General features: G+C 45.0%; 13 protein-coding genes. All 13 read right to left on the reverse strand.

What is annotated here, in order from left to right; genetic code table 11:
• Window positions 1-256: 256 nt before the first annotated feature.
• The 13 genes from AC6ESP_RS12895 to fabZ all read right to left on the reverse strand — a co-directional run bounded on the left by AC6ESP_RS12895 (window position 257) and on the right by fabZ (window position 24,499).
• The gene (locus tag AC6ESP_RS12895) at window positions 257-4,672 is read right to left on the reverse strand and encodes an Ig-like domain-containing protein (RefSeq protein WP_497097138.1); all 4,416 of its coding nucleotides are present in this window, start codon (window positions 4,670-4,672) and stop codon (window positions 257-259) included.
• A gap of 125 nt (window positions 4,673-4,797) precedes the next feature.
• Window positions 4,798-6,012 carry a methionine adenosyltransferase gene (metK, locus tag AC6ESP_RS12900; RefSeq protein WP_497097139.1) on the reverse strand — a complete coding sequence of 405 codons (1,215 nt, stop codon included), beginning with the start codon at window positions 6,010-6,012 and terminating at the stop codon, window positions 4,798-4,800.
• Window positions 6,013-6,185: 173 nt separating this feature from the next.
• The gene (locus tag AC6ESP_RS12905; RefSeq protein WP_497097140.1) at window positions 6,186-6,458 is read right to left on the reverse strand and encodes an alpha/beta-type small acid-soluble spore protein; all 273 of its coding nucleotides are present in this window, start codon (window positions 6,456-6,458) and stop codon (window positions 6,186-6,188) included.
• Between the two features lie 114 nt (window positions 6,459-6,572).
• Complete coding sequence (locus AC6ESP_RS12910) at window positions 6,573-7,070, reverse strand: hypothetical protein (protein ID WP_497097141.1); 498 nt, start codon at window positions 7,068-7,070, stop codon at window positions 6,573-6,575.
• Between the two features lie 82 nt (window positions 7,071-7,152).
• On the reverse strand, window positions 7,153-9,252 hold the full coding sequence (locus tag AC6ESP_RS12915; protein ID WP_497097142.1) for a hypothetical protein: 2,100 nt from the start codon (window positions 9,250-9,252) through the stop codon (window positions 7,153-7,155).
• Between the two features lie 218 nt (window positions 9,253-9,470).
• The gene (locus AC6ESP_RS12920; RefSeq protein ID WP_497097143.1) at window positions 9,471-12,023 is read right to left on the reverse strand and encodes an S-layer homology domain-containing protein; all 2,553 of its coding nucleotides are present in this window, start codon (window positions 12,021-12,023) and stop codon (window positions 9,471-9,473) included.
• Between the two features lie 516 nt (window positions 12,024-12,539).
• The gene (locus tag AC6ESP_RS12925) at window positions 12,540-16,685 is read right to left on the reverse strand and encodes an S-layer homology domain-containing protein (RefSeq protein WP_497097144.1); all 4,146 of its coding nucleotides are present in this window, start codon (window positions 16,683-16,685) and stop codon (window positions 12,540-12,542) included.
• Window positions 16,686-16,965: 280 nt separating this feature from the next.
• Window positions 16,966-18,105: a glycosyltransferase family 4 protein gene (locus AC6ESP_RS12930; protein WP_497097145.1), complete on the reverse strand. Its 1,140-nt coding sequence runs from the start codon at window positions 18,103-18,105 to the stop codon at window positions 16,966-16,968.
• Window positions 18,106-18,208: 103 nt separating this feature from the next.
• Window positions 18,209-18,970: a WecB/TagA/CpsF family glycosyltransferase gene (locus AC6ESP_RS12935; RefSeq protein WP_497097146.1), complete on the reverse strand. Its 762-nt coding sequence runs from the start codon at window positions 18,968-18,970 to the stop codon at window positions 18,209-18,211.
• Between the two features lie 7 nt (window positions 18,971-18,977).
• Complete coding sequence (gene csaB, locus AC6ESP_RS12940) at window positions 18,978-20,111, reverse strand: polysaccharide pyruvyl transferase CsaB (RefSeq protein WP_497097147.1); 1,134 nt, start codon at window positions 20,109-20,111, stop codon at window positions 18,978-18,980.
• Window positions 20,087-22,216, reverse strand: a complete 2,130-nt coding sequence (locus AC6ESP_RS12945) for a DUF5693 family protein (protein WP_497097148.1) — start codon at window positions 22,214-22,216, stop codon at window positions 20,087-20,089. Before AC6ESP_RS12945 ends, csaB begins: the two co-directional genes overlap by 25 nt.
• An 87-nt stretch (window positions 22,217-22,303) precedes the next feature.
• Complete coding sequence (locus AC6ESP_RS12950) at window positions 22,304-24,013, reverse strand: phospho-sugar mutase (RefSeq protein WP_497097149.1); 1,710 nt, start codon at window positions 24,011-24,013, stop codon at window positions 22,304-22,306.
• 54 nt (window positions 24,014-24,067) lie between these two features.
• Window positions 24,068-24,499: a 3-hydroxyacyl-ACP dehydratase FabZ gene (gene fabZ, locus AC6ESP_RS12955; RefSeq protein ID WP_497097150.1), complete on the reverse strand. Its 432-nt coding sequence runs from the start codon at window positions 24,497-24,499 to the stop codon at window positions 24,068-24,070.
• Between the last annotated feature and the right edge of the window lie 17 nt (window positions 24,500-24,516).

The following is a 24,516-nucleotide window of genomic DNA, read 5'->3' on the forward strand; positions in this document are numbered from 1 at the left end:
AAAAAGGATGATGTGCTTCGTGGGCACGGTGATTCACTGCGAATGAGGATGGTTTCTTACGATCGCTGTTGTCTTCGGATTTCTTCTATTAGGTTGGAATTTGTAGAAATCCAATGACAAAGGCGAACGCTGGCGCTTCTCCAGAATCCATCCTCTTTCTTCGCTCTCACCGTGCGCTAGCTTGAGATTAATAGAAAAGAGACTGTCCACGTCAATAATTTGACACGGAACAGTCTCTTTTCCTAAAAATATTAAATTATAAAGCTAGAAAATCAACATACTCGAGAAGCCGCTTAATCATAACAACCGCTTCTGCTCTTGTTGCATTCGTCGTTGGACTGAATGTAGTTGTTGTCTTGCCGGTAATTACGCCGGTGTAGACGGCTTTGGCAACATCATTTTGTGCCCATGATCCGATCTTGCTGCGATCAGTGAACTTCTGCAGATAAGAAGCTGTAGTCGAAGGCAGAGATACACTCGTGCCTGCTGTCTTCGCAGCCCTCGTCATCATAACCGCCATTTCTTGGCGAGTAATGTAGCTGCTTGGCTTAAAGGTTCCATCTGTATTGCCCATCACTATGCCTGCATCAGAAGCAGCACCAATGTAAGCTGCGATCGTCGAGCTGCTTTTCACGTCCTTGAACTTCGTCGACGCTGACTTATTGCCAGTCAGGCCAAGGCCCTTCGCGATAAACGTAGCGAACTCGCCCCGTGTTATGGCCTTCTCCGGCTCGAATTTCGTTGAGGTGCGTCCATCTACAATATATTTTTTCGCTAAAGCTTCAATGGTCGTGCCTGCCCAGTGCTTACCTATATCTGTGAAGCTAGCTGTTCCGTTCACAAGAGCGTATGCACTGTTTCCTTGACGCATGAACGTTGCGACTGTCTTGCCTCCCGAAGTTGCGAACGTCGTAGGCACATAAGACAAGGCACCTGCCTGTGGATCATACCAGACGACTGCTGCACTCTTCGCTGTCACTGGGATTGCAGATTCTATTGTACGTGTGACATAACTGCTGAAGTTATTAACAGGAATTTTCGTTTGGCCATTAACGGCCGACACTTCAAAGTTTACCGGCCCTGCCAGTATGGATGCCTTTGCAGAGCTTATAGCAGAAGTTAATCCCCTTGTGAGAACTGAGCTGCCTTGATCAATCTCAATAAGAAGTTCTCCCACGGAGCCACTTGAGTTAAGGGATCTGGCTAGCTCCGCATAATTAAGAGAGTTAACCGGAAGCTCATAAGTCGAATTGCCATATTGAACGACAAACATCGCATCATCGCCGTAATAAGTTGCACTTTGCAATGCACTTAATGGCACAGCAACTATAGCAGCAGATTCTGTACTTGGTACTTTGAATACGACGCGTGGTTTAGTTAGTCCTGCTGTTTTCGCTGTCTGGTAAGCTGTAATAATTTTATCTGAGGATACTGTATATTTATTCGCGTAATTGCCTGCTGACGACACGCTTGATACAGTCGAGGCCGCAGATATTTTCAATCCAATCCCACCTCCTGCCGCTTCTTCAAAGTCACCAGGGAGGGAATCTATCAGTGTAGTCTGATTAGCTGCTGACACGCTTGTAAAGGTTTCTATCGTTTTGCCGCTCGTTGTTCTGAAACCGTTCGTCATAGAGTAATACGTAATATTAACCGAATCCCCTATTTTAGCTCCGGCGCTTAACGTTAGTGTAGCTACAGATCCGCTCACCACTACCTTCGTGACAGGAAGAACAGAAGTCTGTGATCGGACAAGAAATTGTGTTGATGTCGGTACATAATTCGAATTCAGCGTTTCATTGAACGTAAGAGTAAGCGTAGTTCCTTTTATAATAGCTCCGTTCAAAGAACCTGTCCCCGTGCCGATTGGTGCCAGAATAGAGGAGAAGGATTCCGCTGTATATCCGGTTTGATCCATCAGTCTTGGGGTGCCTGCTACATATGTAACATACACTGCGTCTCCTGATGATACAGACGTACCTAGCGATAACAATATACGATCACCTGATACGGTTACCTGGCTTACAACTCTTAATGCGTTGTTAACAAAAACCGTGTAATGTGCCGTCGAAGGAATTGAGCTTGAGCTCAGCGTTTTGTTATAGGTTAGTGTGATAATCGAACCACTAGTAAATGCGCTAAGCAGCTTTGGAGCAGTCTGGTTTACACCGCTTGTCAGATTATAGTTCGTAAACCCGGCAACATTATTACCCAATGTATCTTTCAGAGGATATGCGCCTGGTGAATAGGTAACATACACCGACTGCTGATTCGTATAAGAGCCGTTGAACGTCAATGTTACAGCTCTCCCGTTAACATAGATGGAATTAGGCGAATAATAAGTGCCACCAATATTAATACTGAATTGCTGATAAGCGTAACTACCAGGCGATGCCAGATCTTTGCTGAAATTTATCGTCAAAGTACTACCTGATATCACTCCACTAACTGGCACTGGCGCTGTCGTATCCGTTATCGCTGTGACATCACTATTCGAAATACTCTCTGCTTGATTATTCACTATATCCTGTATTCCACCGCTATTCGAAGGTTTCGAGTAAGATAGCTTAACTTCTTGCCCGTTCACTATTGCGCTGGACAGTGTTACTTTCACCAGCGTCCCCGACACGGCTACTGAAGTAACTGTACGAAGAGCTCCATTCACCGTAATGTAGAAGCTGCTTACGCTAGGAATCACATATGGATTCAGCTCTTCATTGAAGGTCATGGTGATGACGCTGCCACTGTATTCCAGCTTGCTGACGATCGGAGCTGTCTTGTCCTCCCCTATCGTTTTGAAAGCCCATTGATATTGGTTCTGAATTCCGTCATACGCATTTCCTGATAGATCTAAGACAGCATCCGGACTAATCTCAACATAATAATTCGTGTTCCCAATCAGAGTCGTTCCAGTTGGAAGCTGAATGATCATTTGATTATTGTTGCCTGGGTCAACCACATAATTAGCCTGAATAGGTATTGCTTCTGTCGAGGTGGAGGTGCTCGAAGGCTTGATCCAGATCGAGCCCGGCCCTTTTACAACCGTTTCACTAAACAGCGCATAAAAATTTGAATTCGTTAATACATTATCTTTATCTTTTATCGGGTTTGTCGACACCAATGTCGGTTTAACCGAGTCCTGTGTCACGCGGAACGTCCAATTGTTAGCCGATATACCATTAAAATAATTGCCTGCCGCATCTCGCAATGCACGGTTCCCTATAACGACATAATACTGCGAGTTATTGACGAAGGCTTTATTGGAATCCCCAACGTAGAGCGCCTTATTCGGGTTTATCGTAATTTTATTCGTTCCGCCTCCTGTTACATTGTCTGAGGTAATTGGGATCGAACGGAACAATACATTGTTTACCACGTTGCGAACTTCTATATTACCCGAGACTGGATACACAGGCTCACTGAACACCATTTCGAGGTTCGTATTCAGCACACCCGTTACTCCGTTGTTAGCTGGAGATAATGGCGCTTGTGTAGCCAATACTGGAGGGACTTTCTCATCTCCTGGGTCGGTTGTGAAATCCCAAGTAGAGGCATTAGAGATCCCTTGGAACCATTCACCCGAATTTTTATCTGCAAAAGCGCCTGCATCCACCAAAACATAATAGCTCGTATTAGCCAACATCTTCTGCGGAGTTATCGTTACTGTTGCTCCGTTAATTCTGACTTTAGACGTATCCGCAGCTAAAATTTTCTCATCATAGTTATCACTTACTCTTATGAGATGGATGTATTTACTTGCCTTAGCCACAATCTCTTTGTCGAAGCTTGCCACAAGCTGGCTAGCTACCGGTACAGAGGTGGCGTTATCTAACGGCGCAAGAGCCGTTACATTCACTGGGGCTGGGGCTGTTGTGAAGCGCCAAGAAGCTCCCGGATAAGAGTTGCCTGAACCATCTTGTAATACACCGCTTGGTATTGTCACCGTATAAGTTGTATTCGGATATAAAGCGCTCGATGGAGTAATCGAAATCGCTGACGTTCCGCTTCCAGTGACCTGACTTGACGTTACCGAAATCCGGCGATCATCATATGCTGTACTGCTTGCGTCAGAGATCAGGCTGATATCCCCTCTTGCAGCATAGACGACTTCATTGAAGGGCAAAATAATACCCGTCGTTATGGGCACATTTATTGCTCCATTAGTCGGGCTATAGAAGGCTTCAAGTGCTGGAGGCGTAACATCCACTTGAGCAATCGTCTTGAAATTCCATTCTGTTGCATTGGCAATACCGCTGTAATTAGCACCATTCGACACATTGACGAAGGCACCTGGGTCCATCAACACATAATAGTTCGTATTCAGATTAAAAGCTGTACTTGGCTGTACCGTCACGGTTCTTCCAGTTGAATCGATGGATACGCGACCATCAGTTGCAACATTGTAGCTCTCAAAAACCTTGTTTAACGTATAGTCATAAATGGTGATGGCTGCGGAGCCACTGCCCTTCGTTACATTCTCATCAAATGTAAAGGTCAGCTTGGCATTCAATCCAACGTTCGTGAAGTCATCTGCAGGACTCTTGCTTAGAACAATTGGCCCCGAAGAAGCCGCTTGTACCGACTCCGATCTTGACAACCATCCTGGCAATGAGATTTGAAGTACTAATGCGATTGTTAGCAGCACACTAATTTTGTTACGATAACGGCTCATTCCATTCACTCCCTAAAAATTTACACTCGTACCTTATTTGTCGGCTTTTTGGGTACGAAAATGTAGGTTAAACGAAAAACAAGCCCTGAATCCGAAGATTCAGGGCTTGCAGCTATCCATGCTTATTATTTAACAGATGCCAAAGCATCCGCTTTAATTTTTTCTGCTTTGTCTACGCGTTCCCAAGGAAGGTCTACATCTGTACGGCCGAAGTGACCGTATGCTGCTGTTTGACCATAGATTGGACGACGCAGGTCAAGCATCTTGATAATGCCTGCAGGACGAAGATCGAAGTTGCTCTTAATAACTTCAACCAATTTCTCCTCGGATACTTTACCAGTTCCATACGTATCCACATTGATCGATACCGGCTGTGCTACACCAATGGCATAAGCCAATTGGATTTCACATTTCTCAGCCAGACCTGCAGCTACGATGTTCTTAGCAACATAACGAGCTGCATAAGCTGCAGAACGGTCAACTTTTGTAGGATCCTTACCAGAGAATGCGCCGCCGCCATGACGAGCATAACCACCGTAAGTATCAACAATAATTTTACGTCCAGTCAGACCAGCATCGCCTTGAGGACCGCCGATTACGAAACGGCCAGTAGGGTTGATGAAATATTTGGTTTGCTCATCAAGCCATTCAACAGGAACGACTGGCTTAATAACATGCTCCAATATATCTGCCTGAATTTGCTCAAGAGTGATTTCTTCCGCGTGCTGCGAAGAAACAACGATTGTATCTACGCGAAGCGGCTTGCCATCTTGATATTCAATCGTAACTTGCGTCTTACCATCAGGGCGAAGGTAAGCAAGAGTACCATTCTTACGAACCTCAGCAAGACGACGAGCAATACGATGGGATAGAGCGATCGGCAATGGCATAAGCTCAGGTGTCTCGTTCGTTGCGAAACCGAACATGAGGCCTTGGTCACCTGCACCAATGTCTTCGTTCTCCTGTTGAATATCTTTACCATCACGGCTCTCCAGAGCAGCGTTAACGCCTTGAGCGATATCCGCGGATTGCTCGTTCAATGAAACGAGTACAGCACTAGTACTGGAATCGAAGCCATATTTCGCGCGCGTATAACCAATTTCTTTGATTTTACGACGAGCAATGGCAGAAATATCGATATAATCCGCAGTACTGGTAATTTCACCAATAACGAGAACCAGACCTGTTGCAACAGCAACTTCACACGCTACGCGCGCGTTAGGGTCAGCTTCCAAAAATGCATCAAGAACAGCATCCGAGATTTGGTCACAAATCTTATCGGGATGGCCTTCTGTTACGGATTCCGAAGTAAATAAGTGACGACCTTGAACAACAGACATACGTATCAACCTCCTACAGCCTTAGTATGAAATAAGTGCATAGATTCTACACAAAAAATGAACCTTTCCCGTAAGGGAAAGGTTGTTATACAACTCTCTAGAACAGTATAATACCGAAAATGTCGCTTGGTGTCAATGGATAGCCCATTTTATACCTAGCTTTTCACTTGGATTTATTGGTAGCCTCTCAATACAGATTCCGCTTGGGCAATTAACCGTTTGGTTATCTCGCCGCCTACCGAGCCTGCTTGACGTGTTGAGAGCTCCGACCAATGGACTTGTCCACCTGTCCCTCCCGTGGCACCAAGCTCGCCTGCGAACTCCGTATCTTCTCCTGCTCCACTCGCATATGAAGAACATAATCCGAATTCCGCTGCAATTTCATACTTCATCTGATGTAATGCAGCTTTGCAGCCTGGAACGACAACTTTGTTTGAACGACTCATAATAAGAACACCTCCATAGAATGTAGGAACTTGCTCTTATTGTGCGTCTGCTTGAAGGTTTTGAAGCGTATAACCTATTGTCAGACCGGGCAATATATTCTACATCAACCAAAGTTATTTGAATGTATAGGCACCACGAACAAGAACGGTCAATGTTTTGGTGTAGGATGGATCCGTTGTAATACCACGGCCTGCACGAGGGAATAACATATGATGATTGGCAGGCACAGTCATGCCGATGGTTAAGTCTTTTCCAGCGGTCAGATCTGCGATACCGTTGGCATCAGGGCTATATGCTACTGCTTTGCCCGAACGCACAATGACTTCCGTTCCTTCACTCGCCACTAATATCTTTCCGTTAGGAACAGTAACGACTTCCAGCCTCGCAGAAGCAGTGCCTTCATCAGGCTCTGTAGAGCCGCCTCCGGTCCCGCCTCCAGATTTGGCTATTAGCTCATCTACATAGCTCTTCGTAACTACAGGGTCATCAACGGAACCAGGAACGACGTTTGCTCCCTCCGCATCGATCGGTGAAGCAAACTGCATTCCCGTCCATAGGCCCGCTGCTACTAGAACTGCTGCTGCTGTTACTTGAATTACTGCTTTCTTCAATTTGAAGCTCCTTTCGAATCTAGCATCTTCTTTTATTAAGATACTAGATCTTTAAGGAAGAAGCCAGTTTTCCTCTATGGTTTTAGTTATTCCCGTCAAGCCAGTTAATAGTTGGTGACAGTTTTACCGTTTTCGTGAATAGTTTCTTTTTATTACCGTTGAATGTTTCATATACATTCAGTGAATAGCTGCTCCAATATTGATTCGTACTCATTGGCTTGCTGATCGAATTATAGTTCTCTCCGACTTTCCACTGAATACTATTCTCTGTGGTTCCTTCCAAGTCCACTACTTGCGACCAGATCACATTATTCGTCGGTTCATATTCTAGCTCAAATAGAAGTTTGGATTGACTGAAGCCATCATAGCTATAATCCCTGCTTACTACTCCACCCAAATCAATTTCGAGTGAGTCTATATAAGCATATACATTGAAGTAGTTCAATCCGATTTGGTACGGTCCTACCTTCAATTTATCAAAGGCATCAATCGTCTGATCCTCTTCAGGCAATCCGAACAATACCGCACGAATATAACCTTTAGGTGTAGCTGTCGAAGCCTTCAGCAAGCCTGTATCGTCGAAAGCTTCTCCTAGCAATAGTTGAAGACCTTCACTGCTCGTATTTGGCGGCAGCTCGGTGTAGACGACAATCTGATCCTTGTTTGAAGGACTAATGGCCGAAGCAGATTTCACTACTTTTGCCTCATAGTAATTGCCGCTAGCTGTTTTGAAATAACCTGTAAACAATGGAAGCAAGTTGCTTCTTGATTGGTTATTCGAAACATCCATAAATACGGCATAGATATCATTTGCTGCACCAGAGTAGGTTTTCACTCCTGTAACCTTCGCGCTCATTTGAGAGCCGTTAGACATTTGCGTATACACATTACCAGCCTGAACAGAGTAAATTGGTGTGATAGTAGATTTAGTGACTTCTGCTACTAGTGTTTTTTCTTCCTTATTGGTTTCGTTCAACTCAAGCTCGAATTTTTTCCAGGTGTATTCATATGGAAGCTTGCCAATAAAAGTTAGAGTCGTAGATGCACCTGGAGACAGGCCAATATCTCCCGTATTTTTAATCGTTTGACTTGTAAACGTAATATTATCATCTACTACCATTGTGCCGCTCAGCTCTGGCAGAGGCAAATAGACCGTATCTTTATTCTTCACTACTAGCTTAGCTATGACATTGTCATCATTGTTCCATGGGAAGCGTTGAACGGATTGAAGCTCTACCTCATAATCGCCATTATCATCCGTAAAGCTCTTCTTCGAAGAAGTTGCCGTGCCCGTACTAATCGTTACTGGTGTTTGAAAAGCAGCCACTTGCAGCTCAACTTGACCTGTTTCAGCAGCACCTATCTTCTGAGCAATGATTAGCTCCCATCCTGTAGTTGGAACTGTAGCAGGGATGGTTCCATACAATGGTATAGATTCCAAAACAGTTGGTTCTAGAACCTTAGTCTGGTCCGCAGTATCTTTGAGTTTTAATTGGAACAAGCCTTTTGAGGTTTTTATGTAATAGACATAATCCGGCAGATTAATGCCGAGCTTACTAGTATTGCGCATTACATAGGAAAGATTGACAACGTACTTGTCTGATGATTTGGATACTTTTATTTGCTCAATACGAGTATTCACTGTCGTACTGTTGATTGAAATAGGTTTATGAGATCCATATTTGACCACATTAGAATACGTTGTAGGGAAAGTGAATTGACCCACTGTTCTCTCATATCCAGAAACAGAGAAATCAAATTTAATAAAGTTAAGAATGAGCTTATCTAAGGTTACTCCTGAGCCTACTTCACTATAAAAGGTTAAAGTTGTCGATGATTTCGGACTTACCTTTGTCTTGTTCTCTTTGTCGAGCAATGTCAACGTATAGCTTGTACCACCCTTAGATTTCAATCGCGCCCAATAGTCTGCCAAGTTAATCGTCGTGCTGTCTCCATTGTATATGGTGAACGTAAAGCTTGCGGTTCCACCTTTGGTGCTAGGAATTAGATTAGCATCAGTAAGCTGTACATAAGATGCCGCTGATAAGCTGACTTTCTTATTCACTGTAGCCGTTGTTGCGGCAAATGACACAGGAACAGCACTGAGTAATACTGCTAGTGCAACAAATAGGGATATGAAGAAAGTAGATCTTTTGACAATCATTCGCATGTTTTTTATCACTCCGCATTTAGGATTTAATATATTAGACGTATCCGCATCCACGAAAGTTTCCCTTAGAAAAAATTTGTTTATACGGACTAAGCCTATATTAATCACTATAGCTTGTTTATATGAACGACGTATGAACATTCTCACGTAAAACAACAGCCTAACAGAAAACAAAAAAAGAAAGCTGAGAGTAAACTCTCAGCTTTCTAATCAGGTGTTATTCGCTAATCTTAGTAAGCTTTAACGAGGATAACGCCAGCTTCTTGCAGTGAACCGTAAACCACACCGCTACCTTGAACTACTACTTTGTATTGGTTAGAACCAGTACCGTAGTTGCCAGTATCAGCAGCTACACGAAGGTCAGTGAACGAACCAACAGAGATAGAGTCAAATGTATCTTGTGTTGTGAAGACTTGAGTATCAGCAGTAACAAGGTAAGTTACGCCATCAACAGTGATTGTTTTATCAGTGTTGTTGACTGCCAATGCAGCAGCTTCAGTACCACGAGTTACAGAAGCAATGTTTTCGTATACAGCGTTAGCACCAGCAGTGCTGTCGTCTGTAAGTTTGATTGCATCATACTTAGAAGCAGAGCTCAGAGCATTGAATGCATCACCGTCGATAGCGAAAGTTTTCTCTTCGCCTTTAACGTTTACAGTAACAGAGTAAGTGGACTCAGTTGCGCTTGTTGCTACTTTACCTTTAGTGATGTACAGACCTTGTACAGTGTCAAGATCAGCAGCATTACCAGCAGAAGTGATTACTACGTATTTAGCTACGCCAGCTACAGCTTGAACAGCTACATCGGAGTTTTTAGTCAGATCAGCAGCTGTACCAACAGTAACTACTGAATCGTCACCGTCAACAGTAACTTTCAGGTAGATTGTAGCGCTGTTCAGAGAGTAGTTGATGTCAGTTGGGCTGTTCTCAAGAACAACTTTGGAAGCAGTAACTTCGTTAACGATTTTAGTTGTGTTCAGATCAGTTGCAGCTGCAACTTGAGCAGGAGTCAATGAGATGTTGCCATCGCCATCGAATTTAAGCTCGATCAATTTCTCATCCAAAGTTCTTACATCAGCATCTTTAGTGTATGCTGTTACTTTTTTGGAATCTTTCAGTGAGTAGTAAACCACTTTGTACCACTCAACAGCAGTTACTTCACCATCGATGATGCGAGCAACTGGAGTGTCACCAGCGCTGTAAACAACTGCGTATTGGCTGTTGTCTACTGCATTTACAGATCCGTAGTATACGATTTTACCGTCTTTGTTCAGGTAGTAAGTATACTCAGTACCAATGTTAGCAGCGGTCAGATCGTCGCCATCTTGAATAGCAACATATGATTTGCCACCGATTTTGTAAGTTACGTCAGAACCAGTCAAACCAACAGACTCAAGTTTACCGGAAACAGTGCTGCGTGTAGCAACAATGTTAACTGCTTCGCCTGCATCGTTAACGATTACGTTGATTACATCGCTTTCTTTCAGGTCAGCAAGTGCTGCAGTTTTGCCATCAAGGGAAATAGCAGAGTTGCTTACTACTTTGAAAGTACCACCGTTTTTAGTAGTAACACGGCTGTAATCTTTGTAAGCTACTACTTCATCAAGAAGCAGGTTGGAATCCCAGTTGTTAACGAGCAATGCTTGAACTTTGCCATCGCCGTTCAGAAGCAGGGAAACATCTTTGTCGTTAGCAAGGTCGTACGTGTTTGCTTGACGATCAGTGTTCTCGTAAACGTAGAAGCCAGAAACAGCTTCGTATTTCTTCGCTGCATTGTTAACATCAATGTAAGTTGCAGTTGCAACATCAGTGATTGCATCCGAAGTAGCTACGATAACGTCTTTAGCTGCTTGTGCATCAGTTACAGCAAGAACATCACCTGATTTGTTGTAAAGAACGCTTACTGTGTGACCAAGAAGGTCAGCAAGCTTTTTGCCGCCAGTAATGAAGAAGCTGTCAGCAGTATCTTCATAAGAACCGTTAAGGCTGATTTCGCTATCATCCAATGCTACAGAAGTAACAATTTTGGAAGTAGAAGTACCCAGGTTGTTGATCAAAGGAACAACAACTGCGGATTTTTTACCTTTAGTGTCAACGTCGATTTGATTTCCGTCTGCATCATAGCCAACAAGTGTTGCGCCAAGTGTGTTGGAAGTCAATTCAGCAACAGTACCGCGGTTAGCGAAAGTACCTTGCGCGATTTCTACGCCGTCAAACAGTTCAACTTGATCTGCTTGAAGCAATACGTTGTACGGCCAAGTACCGGACAAGTATTTGTCTTGGTAACCAAGAGCACGTACTAGAATAGCTACAACTTCTTCGAACTTAACTTTGTCGTTAGGACGGAAGTTACCGTTGTAACCTTGAATGAAACCTTTTGTTGCTGCTGCATTGATATAACCAGTATACCAAGCGCTAGTTTTAACGTCTTTGAAAGATGGTTTAACATCGTTCATCAACTTCGCTGCACTTTCGTTACCAGTAGAGATAACGATGATTTTCGCAAGTTCTGCGCGAGTAATCGAGTTATCCGGTTTGAAAGTACCATCCTCATAACCTTGAATGATACCAAGTGCTGTTAGTTCTTCAACCGCCGATTGTACTGGTTTACCCACTACGTCAGCTGGCGTTGCTGCAAAAGCTGTAAGAGATGTTGGTAGTACTAGCGATGCCGCCAATACTGCTGATGCTAATTTTTTCTTCATAACCTTTTTTTCTCCTCCTCTAAATTGCTTCGGTTGTTGAGAGTTTTCTTTGACTAATGAATTGCTCGTTTCCCTCATAGTCATTTCACCCCCTTCCCAGAGTTGAGCAGTATTTAATATAAATGATGTCTGACGCCATGTTTAACCCTATGTAATAACATGTCGCAGAAACTTGTAAATATAATGATAGAAACTTCTGGAAATTACTAGACTAGCTATACCACTATAACATTATACAATGGGCAAACGCCACCGTAAAGAGAAAGTTGAGAATTCATTCCAACTAACCCCGAATGGAGTAGGCCTTTCGTATGATGCTGCGTCGTATATTGTAACGACATGTAATTAAACGCACTGGCGATTAAAAAGTTGCGCTAAAACCAAAAAAAATCTTTTTTTGTTCATCTGTACTCAATAGCTAATACAGATCTTGAAATATGTACCAATTCAACTTTTTGATGCAAATTTTATTTTCCGCTACCACATTATAGCCTGATTCAACTGAATGCGTCGATGATAAAGATTTACCAATGAATAAGAAATAAGGAAATTAAATTAGAAGAACCGACACTGGGTCGGTTCTTCTGCTATTCCCTACCTATTACTATAAATAGCCGGAAGCTTCTTGAGATCAACCATCACTTTTGCCATGATAATGGCCGCATCGCTACGCAGCAGCTTCGCTCTCGGTTCAAATACCGAACCGCCCTTCGGGTTGTTAGAATCGATCAAGGAACCTTGTATAAATCCTTTTTTCTGAACAGCAAGTACAGATGGGATGGAGTAATAATCAAAATTACCGGAATCCTTGAATGTTTTATCCAAGGCTTTCTTCGCTTTAGTAGCATCTGTCTCAAGCTTCAGGTTTAGAGCCTTCGCCATTATGACTGTAGCATCCTGACGTGACAAGTCTACATCTTCATCAAAGAAGCCTGGTCTCGTACCTCTTACAATACCAGCTCTAGCAGCTGTCTCGATGTAACGATAATCATAGATTGCATTAGAGTTATTAGCATTAGTGATTGTTTCCGGATAATAAGTAAAGTGAAGAGCTCCTCCGTAGTTCAAAGGAATATCCAGAGCACGAACGATCATACGCGTAAATTCACCTCTTGTGACATAACGGTCTGCACCGAACACACCAATAGGATCTATTGCATTCATAATCCCTTTTGCGTAAATAGCCTCCATGGCTTCGCGTGCATAAGGGTGATCGTTAATATCATTGTATCCACGGGTTAACTTAACAGCTACGTAATAACCAAACTTCGTGAACGGAACCGTTACAGTATGCTTCTTCGCATCTACAACGCCACCAATATTATCCCAAGTACTGTTATATGGATCGAATCGGTATACAGTAATCGTAGTACCTGCACTTTGCGATACAGATGGGTCATATGACAATGTCAAACTCCCAGCTGTTGTAGGAGTAAGCTCAAGACCGAACTTATTCCAACGTTTCGCGAAGCTGTCTGTCTTCTTACCTACAATATTAGGGAATGGGAACGGATCTTGTCCGCTCGTTACCGGGTCAAAGGCTGGTGACAGTATTGGATCTGGATCGTCAGCTTGTCCACCGTCAATCCAGTACATTGGACTTGCCTTAATGAACTGTCTGGCCTGATCCATGAACCTATATCCTACATGAAGATTACCCTCTGCTACGCTATTAGCCGAATAATCCGGCGGCTGACTTTCAAATTCATGTCTATTCACGATACCATCATTAGGATTAGCTATGGCGAACAGAAGGTCATTCCCACTATAGACTTGCCCTGCATGATTAGCTGCATCGTTATAGCTTGGACGCACCAACTTCGTATTCTTAGCAAAAGTCAGAACAAGGTTGCCATCAAATACTTTATGAGAATTCTTCATCGTCTCTAGGTATTGGGCACCCGGAATATTAGCCGGCTGGTAATTCACTTCGAGAGAATCATTAATCTTATCTTGTCCACGTGTAATGGTGAATTTAATCTCGTTTTCTTTATTGGCCTTGAGTCCTTTATAAGTGAAACTGAAGGCATCAATATACTGCGGTGTACTTTGGCTGTAATCAATATATTTCACCTTTGTCGCTGTTTCTTTCCCTATTGTCAAAGAATCGGCACCTGGTGAGGTAATGATCAATTCAACATAATTCTGATTAGTCGTACGGTTTTCTCTTACAGGAGAAAGAATGGTATATGGTATCGAGACTGAGTCGATCTCCATACGGTAAGTAGCACGTGGACCAGCCGCACCACTATTAAATACATTTATGACATAGACTTGCGAGCTTCCATCCTCAGGCATTTCTTGATTAATCATTTTAAAATAGAAATATTGCTTATCTACATCATAGAAGAAATCAATCTTCGCATCCGGCGTAGAAACATTCTGTCCAGCTCCGCTATTAAATGGTGTAGTTGTATAACCAGCAATAGGCTGTCCGTCTTTCGTCGGTGTAAACTCCTTGGATAGATCCCACGTGACATCTGTTGTCCAGTTAGGCGATGAAATCTGTACAATGTAATTTTTAGCGGCAGCGGCTCCCAGATTTGTGTATGAGGTTGCAAAATCGCTCGCCCCACCCAAGTCGATAAAATCAAACGTGCCGTACACATTCAAACGCGCTTCCTTAGTCGTATAAATGCTTCCTTGCTTAGGGAAATTAGAATCATTCGGCAAAGGAGCTGTAAGATTCGCACTGTATGGATATACGCCGTCGGTTCCAGGTGCTGGAATAACAGGAAGATTACTAGGGACGATACTGAACCTGAGCGTATTCTCATAGTTATTTTTTGCTGTACGGAAGACAAACTTAATTGTATTCTCGCCTGCTTTGTTAAGGATATTAGTAATAGCCTCGGCCGCAAGAGCAGATGTTGTATAATTCGGTTTGAATTTGGTCTTCTGTCCATCCTCTATTAATGGAATCTCAACATTATTAATGTATAGGAATACAGATTGTCCGGTTCCAGAATATACAATATCGCCTTCTGTGGCTACATTGAACATCTGGCCTGTAATATTACCTAGCTTGTTGAGTAGTTGCAACTTGGTTTCTCTAACCGTATCAAATTCCACTTTCATGCCTTCTACAATCGTATTGAACTTCACGTAAGGTCCATACAGAAGCTTGGCAATAATGGATTTAACCTCGTTGACACCTGTCTTTAGTTTAAAATCGATGGTATTCGTTCCTGCCGTAGGTAGCTTATTGATTTCAATAAAAGTACGCAAGAATGGTACCTGCTGATTATTGACTGTACGATAAACAACCTCTGAGCTACCGATCTGCTTAAATGCCGTTGTCCCCGTCGTAACACCAGCCGATAAACCATTAACAGTAAACATATCGTAATTAGTTAAGGAACCCGCTGCATAGTTGCCCACAAGTACCTCGACGGCCATGGGCATAGCAAATACATTAACTCCATCGCTGCCTATGTCTGTCCCTTGCAATCCTTGAAGCCGTCCAACGTTCAACGATGGTGAGGTAATCGAGGTATCATAGCCAGATAAATAATTAATATCGTAGATATAAGGTAAAGCGCTGTTTCTCAGTACAAACGTATTCCATGAAGAAGTCTGATAAACAGTCCCATTTGGCGCCGTAAAACGAACCCGGCTTGCTTTGTCAAAAGCCAGCGATGCTGGATCCAGATTATAAGTAAATGAAACCGTAATAAACTTAGTCGTTGCATCAATTACTGTAGGCTGAATGCTAATATTAGCGGCAGCAGGAACAATTGGAGTTGTCGTAGTTCCATTGTCTACTTCAACCTTCAATAAAGGTGCAACAGTAGTGGCGTTTACAGAAGCAGGAGGAATTGTTGTTGTAGCTAAGTCGTTGTCTACATTGTTGAAATCGTTTAATGGAAGTGGAATGATTGCTTTACCAGATACCTTTATACCTGTTGCACTTGTAGTATTAACATTTAAATCCTGCTCAAACGCATACTCTTTGCTTGCAGCATCTGTAAGCTTCAAATCATAATAAGTAACCTCACCGTTATAGAAAGCGATCTCCCGAGTAGTCTCAATTATTTGTCCATTATTGTGAACTTTCAACACGACTGTATTAATCCCTTTATCAATACTCAATAAAGAAGTGCTGAATCTGCTATCACTCGATGAGTTAGATACATTGAACTCATAGCTTCGACCATTGATGACGATCGTCACCTTTTGCGCATTGGGAGCTTTACCCGAGATTACAATCTCTCCTCTATCTTGGATAACCGGTGAAGTGGAGTAGAGCATCGTCGGCTGATCTTCAGGAACAGCGTAATCCTTGTTCTCGAAAGTAACCTTCAAATCGTACAACATTGGACTATTTCGATACTCAATATAGATAGATTCACTGACGGTTGAAGTACCTGCGATCCCTTTAAACGTAATTTTATTCAAGCCTGGAAACAAAGTAAGGTTGGATACAGTAACTTTATTGTCACCAGAATTGATAGAAATCCCTGTCGTGATCTCCTCTGTTGTATTTACAACAGTTTCGACAGAGCCGTTTAAAGTAATCTGTTTTACATTATAACTAATTGAGTTACCAACCACGCCATTGATCGTTCCTGTTAAGCTAACTGATTGGCTAGATACGATACGTGCATTAGCCGGCTGATCCTGTTCGTTCGTGAATAAGAAATAAGATGGAGCGGCAGATGCCGTTTGTGGCGTGCTGATAGGCGGAATTAGCGTAATCAGCATCGCAAGAGATAAAAAGACAGCTAATAACTTTTTCAAAACGATGTTCCTCCCTTATGTATAAGTATTTCTCATGAGTTCATTGTCACTAGTTCAGCTACATCACATTCCTATTACCGAAATATACTTTCCTCCCTTTTCCTCTAGAGCCACAATTTGTCTTGGTTACATATAGACGCATTCGACCGTAGAAAAGTTCTGTATCATTGTTATCGGTTATCAAGCGGGGAATTTTTAGACGAAATAAGGAATTTACAATAAAAAAGAACCCTAAATCCAGTTAAGGATTCAGAGTTCTTCTATTCCGTACCATTGCTTATTATTTGGAGCGTCCAGCGTCTACCTTAAGACGAAGTCGCATCCGATTCAAGAAGTTGATAACCGGGCGGCGTGTCTTATCGACAATCCCGGTAACCTCAGCACCAATCTGCAAGCAGAACAATACAAGACAGATAACGATGAAGGTTACCCAATTCGCTGAGCTTGATTGGACAATCGTAGATTGCAGAATAGCAAATCCACTAAATATAGCTGCAACACACCAGATGATGAGTACTGTACGACGATGACTGAAGCCTAGATCCTGCAAGCGGTGGTGCAGATGTCCTTTGTCAGGTGCAAAGATCGGTTTCTTGTTAACCAAACGACGAATGATTGCGAAAAAGGTGTCTGACAGCGGTACGCCGATAATAAGCAGCGGCGTAACGAACGATACAATCGTAATCTGCTTGAAGCTGATCATCGACAGCGTCGCTAGGCAGAAGCCTAGGAACAACGATCCAGAATCACCCATGAAGATCTTGGCTGGGTGGAAGTTGAAGAACAAGAAGCCTACAATTCCTCCAAGCAGCAAGGCGCTAAGCAGGATAATCGGCACATTGCCCATAATCACGGCCATGATCAGAATCGTTCCGATTGCGATGCCAGATACTCCGGCAGCAAGCCCGTCCAACCCATCGATCAAGTTAATCGCGTTCGTCACACCAACGATCCAGAAGATGGTGAGCGGGATAGAAATCCAATCTCCGATTGGCTGCATCGCATCGCCGAATGGAATATTGAGCAGGTCAATCTGAATGCCGAAGCCGAACACGACTACGCAAGCTGCTGCTATTTGACCTAGCAGCTTCACCTTTGCCGATAGCTCGAAGCGGTCATCGAAGGCTCCGATAATAATAATCATCGTACCGCCAACTAGCATAGCTCGAATCATGTTCATGTTCCCTGCAGTAAGCAAGCCATCCGGTATGAATGGTGACAGCAGCAGGAACGCGCCTACAAAAGCAATATAAATCGCCAATCCGCCCATACGGGGCATAATGCGTGTGTGTACTTTACGGTAGTTAGGCTTATCGATCGCCCCAACCATGAATGCAAATTTTTTAACAAGCGGTGTCATTAAAAGCGCTATTAGTAGTGAGATAATAAATCCAATTGTATACAGTAAGCCTGCTGGCATATTGTGCAGCTCCCCTTTTCTTTCTACCGAAGTGAATTATACTCCGATTGAAAAAGAAACTCCATCCCCGTTTTCATTCAATTTCAACGGTTTTGGGAGGTTTTTATGATGTTGGCCTAGGTTTTGTTACGTTTTCCTTGTCGCGGATCACTCTCACGACGAATTTCGGCAAAACGAGCATTCTTGGCAGCCGTTTCGGCTCTTGCAATAGCCGATAGAACCACTCCAAACGCAGTCTTTGGAACACAATTGGCGCTCTCTTGAGCTTGCCTGCAATAATATCAAAGCTGCCGCCGATTCCCATTATTAGGGGTACTCCAAGCTGCTGCTTATATTTGGCAATCCAAGGCTCCTGAGTCTCCGTGCCTCTTGCGACGAACAACAAATGAGGTGCGAGCTTACGAATTTCTTCTACTACTGCAGCATCCTGATCGGCTCCAAAGAAGCCGTTCCGATAACCCACTATGCGTACTTGCGGATATTGCAGCTGCAATTTCTCAGCCGCCGCTTCAATAATTTCTTGCGACGTTCCGAGCAAATAAGCTGTCCATCTCCGCTTCTCGCCTTCTTGCATCAGGCGGTGCATCAGATCAAATCCCGCTACACGCTCCGCGACTGGCGTGCCTACGTAATTGGCAGCCCATACGACCCCCGCTCCGTCCGGCACGATTAAATCAGCTTTTCTCATCATCTTGTAATAATCTTCGCTGTCCACAGCCGACATAATCATAATCGGATTAGCCGTAATGACATGCTTTTGATGTTTGTGTTCAATGGAATCCGTTAAGTATGCAACGGTGTCGTCCATATTCATAGTAGAGAACGGTATGCCGTAAATCGGCGCGGTTGGTACATGTTTCGACAAGCGACAATCACCTCAATATGTTTTGACGCAATATCCGCGCAATTTGTTGCGCAGGCTGTTGCGATTGCTGCTTAAGTTTTTCTAATGCAGCGCTATGCGTCTGCTTCCAGCCTTCCGTATCATCCAGCAGGCTCTCTGCAGCGTCAGCAAAAGCCTCAGCATCCAAAGCCACTGTTGAACCGATTGCCTTCAGTCCAAGCCTATGAAGGAACTGATCGATCTTAGGGTCGTAGGACAAGCCAAGCATCGGCACCGACTGATTGGCCGCGTAGATCAGCGCGTGCAGGCGCATACCCAGCAGCGCGTCGCAGCGGCTTACCTCCAGCAGCATGCGCTGGGGGTCATCGCCCGGCGCGGCGAGCTCAGCTGAGCTACCGCTCGCCAGCCTGCCCTCCAGTCGTTCCATTACCAGCTTCGATGCTTCCGCATCGTCTGGCGTATGGAACGGCAGGAACCTCAGCCGTACGGGGCGACGGCTGGCCAGCGCGGCCAGCGCATCTGCGGCGCGAGCGAGATCGGCTCCATCCTTGCGCCAGTGGCGCAAGGACACTCCGATCACCGGCACGGCAGGCGCTGCAGCTTTGTGCAGCGCCGCCTCGCCAGCCGGCAGCGGCAGTCCCATCACCGGATCAGGCACTACCTCAATCCGGCTCTGCGGAACACCGATTCGGCCAAGCAGCTCGGCCGATTCTTGATCGCGTACAGATACATATACACTTCGTCGCATCACATGCTTTATCATGGGGTCCATCCAGCGCCGATTCACAGGACCGATGCCTTGTGAATAAATAAAGGTCGGCTTGCCGAGCAGCTGTGCCAGCTTGATGACTCCCGTGTAATAGGGGATCGTCTTCGTGCCCGTCGCATCCTGCAGCAGGCTTCCGCCGCCGCTGATCAGCCCATCGCTGCTGCGAAGGGCCTTCCACAGCTCTGCAGGGCGCATCCGGTGAGCGGCCTCCACACCATACATCTGTGTCGTCCAAGCTGGATCGGCTGACAGAACAACCGGCACAAAACGCACGCCCTCTGCTCTCCCCTGCTCTTCTAACGCTAACAGAATGGAGCGAAGTACAGCTTCATCACCACTATTGTGAAAGCCGTAATAGCCGGATATGACTATTCGCTTAGCTTGCGTTTCCATGCTGGTGACCATTTACGCCATACCCCTTCCAGAACCTGCCATACACCAATAAGGATAATACCGAAGATCGCTCCTAATCCAAGACCCAAGAAGACACGGATGATGGAAATATAGAGAGGCGTGTGAATATGTGCGAAGGTATCAACCATCGACAGCTGTCCAATCGAGCCTACGATAACCAGCAGCCATGCTGCACGATAACGGAGGGCAAGGAATAGTCCGCTTATGAATAGAGGATGTGACAGCAAGAACTCTTTGTTTCTTGGTCTCACTCCGAATGTTGATTCTAAAAATTCCCTGAATGGCTTCTCGAACGGCAAAGTCTGACCTGCGTTGCCGGTCCTTGATAGATAATACATACCCACAGCAGCAAGAACTAAACCGACTACAACGATTAATACTGTAATTGGGGTATTCAGCATTTTGCGGATACGGCTAACCGGTGCTTGTCCGGTATAAAACAGTACATAAATCGCCGTCAGACCAATAGGAGCAAGATGCAGCAGGCTGACACCTCGGAATTGCTCCAGTACGAGACTGTACGTGATATTGTTCAACAAGCCAAAGACGTAAAACACACCAACTAAGGAAATCAATGCCGTTACAATAAACCAGTTGACAGCAAGGCCGAAGCGGCGTCCGGTCGATAGACCTTCGAACACCCATTTCGTTTTGTTAATACTGTCTCCTGTATCAGGCGCTGCAGCACTGCCGCCCCTAACTGTCCACTCTGAGCCGCCAACAAACCGTTGGCTGCCCTCTGTTCGCGAGTAAATTCGATTCATTACCCAGACCAGAGCTAGAGTTGGAGCACTTATGGCTGCACCAAGAGCAAGTGCTTGCTCCATCAATGAGCTGTTAAGTACATACAGACCTGCGCTGCCAACGAGTCCAAGCAAGAATACAGGAATCAATACTCCTGGAATAAAGGCTTGAATCAAGAGAGCGATCAGCGCTACTGCCCCTGCTGCAACGATACCCTTAAGCGGCTTAGCATAAGAAGGATGCTCCACATCGAACGATTGTGCCTGCCCAGATGGGAAGCCAGCATCTGCGAGTGTCTGCACAATGCCTTCTTCACCCTTCATGGAGATGTACAGGTTGTCCAAGGAATTAACGACAGCAGACTTCTCAAGACTGGACTGCGCCCCTGTATTAAGGAAGAACATCCGAATATTGCGGTCCTTGGCGGCAAGCAGGAATCGGTCTGCAATCGCCTCTGGCGTCATACCCATTGCATCATCAGGAGATAATGAATATAACCGGACTACATCATAGTCTGTCATATAAGCTAATGTATTCATTCCCTTTTGAGGCATTTTTAAATTCTCAATCGTTGCGAGGCCAATGCCATACTTATTAAGCAGCTCGGCAAAAGCGTTCACGCTTCTTGACTCCGCTTGATTGGTATAGCCTTTAACCTTGTCACCATCAAACAAAATGCGAGTAACGCCATATTCCTTCAGCACAGCAAGCTGAGCATCCACTTCCGCTTTATCAAATGGAAGCACACGATCCGAGAAGCGTGCTAATATATGAAAGCCCGCATCATGCAGAGTCCGCATCGTAATCGGGTCGAAGCCCAGCGGCTTCAGCAGCACCTCCTGCAACGGCAATTCGATAACGAGTCCCTCTCGGCCACCGAACGACCAGTCACGGTATACCGCATCGACACGATCCAGTGCTGCCTGCACAAGTGGACCAATTTCTCTTTTTTCATCCTCGCCCGTGTAGAGCAAGTAAGTAAAGTTCTGTCCCTTAGGCTCCAGCTGGCTTTGCAGCAGAGCAATATCCTTTGAATTGTAGTACGTCAGTCTGCCAGCTTGCGCAAGCTCTCTGAACGTACTTTCGTACAAGGACATCGTTGTTACACCTACATACTTCAAGTTCTTCAACTGCTCTGCAACGTACTGCTGAGGTCTGGCCTGATAATCCGCCACATCTACTAAATCCCGATAGTCGAACACATACTCCACTTGCTTGGACGATGATTCCATCGTCATTCGGTTAACCCCAAGCGGAAGTGCGGCTATTACGCCAATTAGCGTAATAACCCACAACCATACCTTCGCCCTGCGGTTCCAATGCTGCCATTTTTGAAGCACGACAATCCTCCGTTCATGTTGCCTCTTCTATATCATTCCAATTATCGAACCGATCATTCCCAGATGACTATATGATTTCCAGATGCACTAAGCGTCTACTCGCGCCATTACAGCCGTACGAAGCTCAGCAAGCGCAGCAGCAGCCTTCTCTGTTGAATCTCCACGAACCGCAAAATACACCTTGATCTTCGGCTCCGTACCTGAAGGGCGGAGGCAGAACCATGAACCGTCTTCCAGCATGTATTTCAGCACATTCTCCGGACGGAGGCCATCCAGACCGAGCTGATAGTCGAGCACCTGCTCTACCTTAACACCGTTCACTTCCACCGGCGGCTCATTCCGCCAATCATTCATAATGCCAGCAATCTGCTGTACACCGTCCAGACCTTTAAGCGTACGTGACTCCAGCCCTTCCAAATATACGCCATGCTGCGCATATAGTTCGAGCAGTACGTCATACAAGGTCTTACCTTGGCTGCTATAATAAGCGGCAGCTTCACAGATCAACAAGGAAGCAACGATAGCATCCTTGTCACGCGCATAGGTACCCGTCAGGTAGCCGTAGCTTTCTTCATAGCCGAACAAGAACGCACGCTCTCCCGATTTCTCGTACGCTGTCATTTTTTCACCGATATATTTGAAGCCTGTCAATGTATTCTCAACCGCCGCCCCATAGGAAAGAGCGATATCGGCTCCCATTTCACTTGTTACGATCGTTTTGATCACAACGCCATTAGCCGGCAGCTGGCCGCGTTCCTTCAATTGGCTAAGGACATAATTCACCATCAGCGCGCCAGATTGATTGCCAGTAAGGACGACATATTCACCGTTGTTATTCTTAACAACAGCTCCCATCCGGTCTGCATCGGGGTCTGTACCGATAATAATGTCAGCATCGATCTCCTGAGCAAGCTTGATTGCAAGCGTGAACGCTTCACGTTCCTCCGGGTTCGGTGATTTCACTGTGCTGAAGTAACCATCCGGCTGCTCCTGCTCTGCTACAACATGCACATTAGTAAAGCCCGCCTTCTTAAGCACCTCTCGTACTGGCGTATTGCCTGTACCATGCAAAGGAGTGAATACAACCTTGAACTGCTCGCCAAGACCGCTCTTCAGCAGCTCGCTGTTCAAGCTCTGTGCAACAACCGTATCTGTAAAAGCCTCATCTGCTTCATCATCCAGCCATTCGAGCAAGCCCTGTGCCTCTGCATCCTCACGGCTCATCCGTTTGATCTGATCGAAGCTGGTCACCAGTTGAATCGAAGCGATAACCTGCTCAGCCTCTTCAGGAATCAACTGACAGCCATCGGAGCCGTAAGCCTTGTATCCATTGTACTCCGGTGGATTATGACTTGCCGTAACGACAATGCCAGTGGAAGCGCCTAACGCTCTCACAGCATAAGAAAGCTGAGGCGTAGGACGCAAAGATTTGAACAAATAGGTTTTAACGCCATTCGCCGCAAGTACAAGAGCAGAATCCAATGCGAACTCTGGTGAGTTGTTACGTGAATCATGTGCGATAACTGCCGAAGCGTTAGCTCCTTGCGCCCCAGCCAGCAGCCAGTTAGCGAGTCCTTGATTCGCTTTGCCGACTGTATAAGCATTCAGACGATTCGTACCCGCACCCATCACACCACGCAAGCCGCCTGTACCGAATTCCAGATCTCGGTAGAAGCGATCTGTAATCTCTTTCTCTTGCCCTTCTATGCCGCGAAGCTCGACTTTCGTAGCCTTATCAATAAGCGAATCATTCAACCAATCCTGATAACGTGACAATGCGATTTCATTTTGACTCATATGGTCATCTCCTTTTTATATCGTTCTAGCCTTACCTATTCACCTATTACTGTCCTATGACGGGTCGGATAGCGCGAACATAAGCTCGCCCTCAGCTACGACTTGATCGCCAACCTTGGCGGTAGCCTGTCCTTTGCCGATGGAGCCCTTCAGACGCGTAATTTGAACCTCCAGAGTAAGCGTATCTCCTGGTTTAACTTGACCACGGAAACGGAAACCATCTATGCCTGCAAAAAAACCAAGCTTTCCTTTGTTCGCTTCCAACAGCAGCATAGCTACAGTGCCTACCTGCGCGAGCGCTTCTACAATGAGGACGCCAGGCATAACGGGATAGCCAGGGAAGTGCCCTACGAAGTACGGTTCATTCATCGTTACGTTCTTGATTCCTACAGCGCGAACGCCAGCTTCGACCTCCAATATACGGTCAATAAGCAAAAATGGCGGGCGATGGGGTATTATTTCCTGAATTTGATTAATATCTAGCATGTGTAGTTCCCCTTTCT

This window comes from Paenibacillus xinjiangensis, from assembly GCF_059686975.1.

What these genes read in the sequence shown, in the direction of transcription:
- AC6ESP_RS12920 (WP_497097143.1), bottom strand. Translation starts at nt 12,023, where the DNA reads ATGAGGGAAACGAGCAATTCATTAGTCAAAGAAAACTCTCAACAACCG.
- AC6ESP_RS12905 (WP_497097140.1), bottom strand. Translation starts at nt 6,458, where the DNA reads ATGAGTCGTTCAAACAAAGTTGTCGTTCCAGGCTGCAAAGCTGCATTA.
- AC6ESP_RS12950 (WP_497097149.1), bottom strand. Translation starts at nt 24,013, where the DNA reads ATGAGTCAAAATGAAATCGCATTGTCACGTTATCAGGATTGGTTGAAT.
- AC6ESP_RS12895 (WP_497097138.1), bottom strand. Translation starts at nt 4,672, where the DNA reads ATGAGCCGTTATCGTAACAAAATTAGTGTGCTGCTAACAATCGCATTA.
- AC6ESP_RS12930 (WP_497097145.1), bottom strand. Translation starts at nt 18,105, where the DNA reads ATGCCAGCAGGCTTACTGTATACAATTGGATTTATTATCTCACTACTA.
- fabZ (WP_497097150.1), bottom strand. Translation starts at nt 24,499, where the DNA reads ATGCTAGATATTAATCAAATTCAGGAAATAATACCCCATCGCCCGCCA.
- csaB (WP_497097147.1), bottom strand. Translation starts at nt 20,111, where the DNA reads ATGGAAACGCAAGCTAAGCGAATAGTCATATCCGGCTATTACGGCTTT.
- metK (WP_497097139.1), bottom strand. Translation starts at nt 6,012, where the DNA reads ATGTCTGTTGTTCAAGGTCGTCACTTATTTACTTCGGAATCCGTAACA.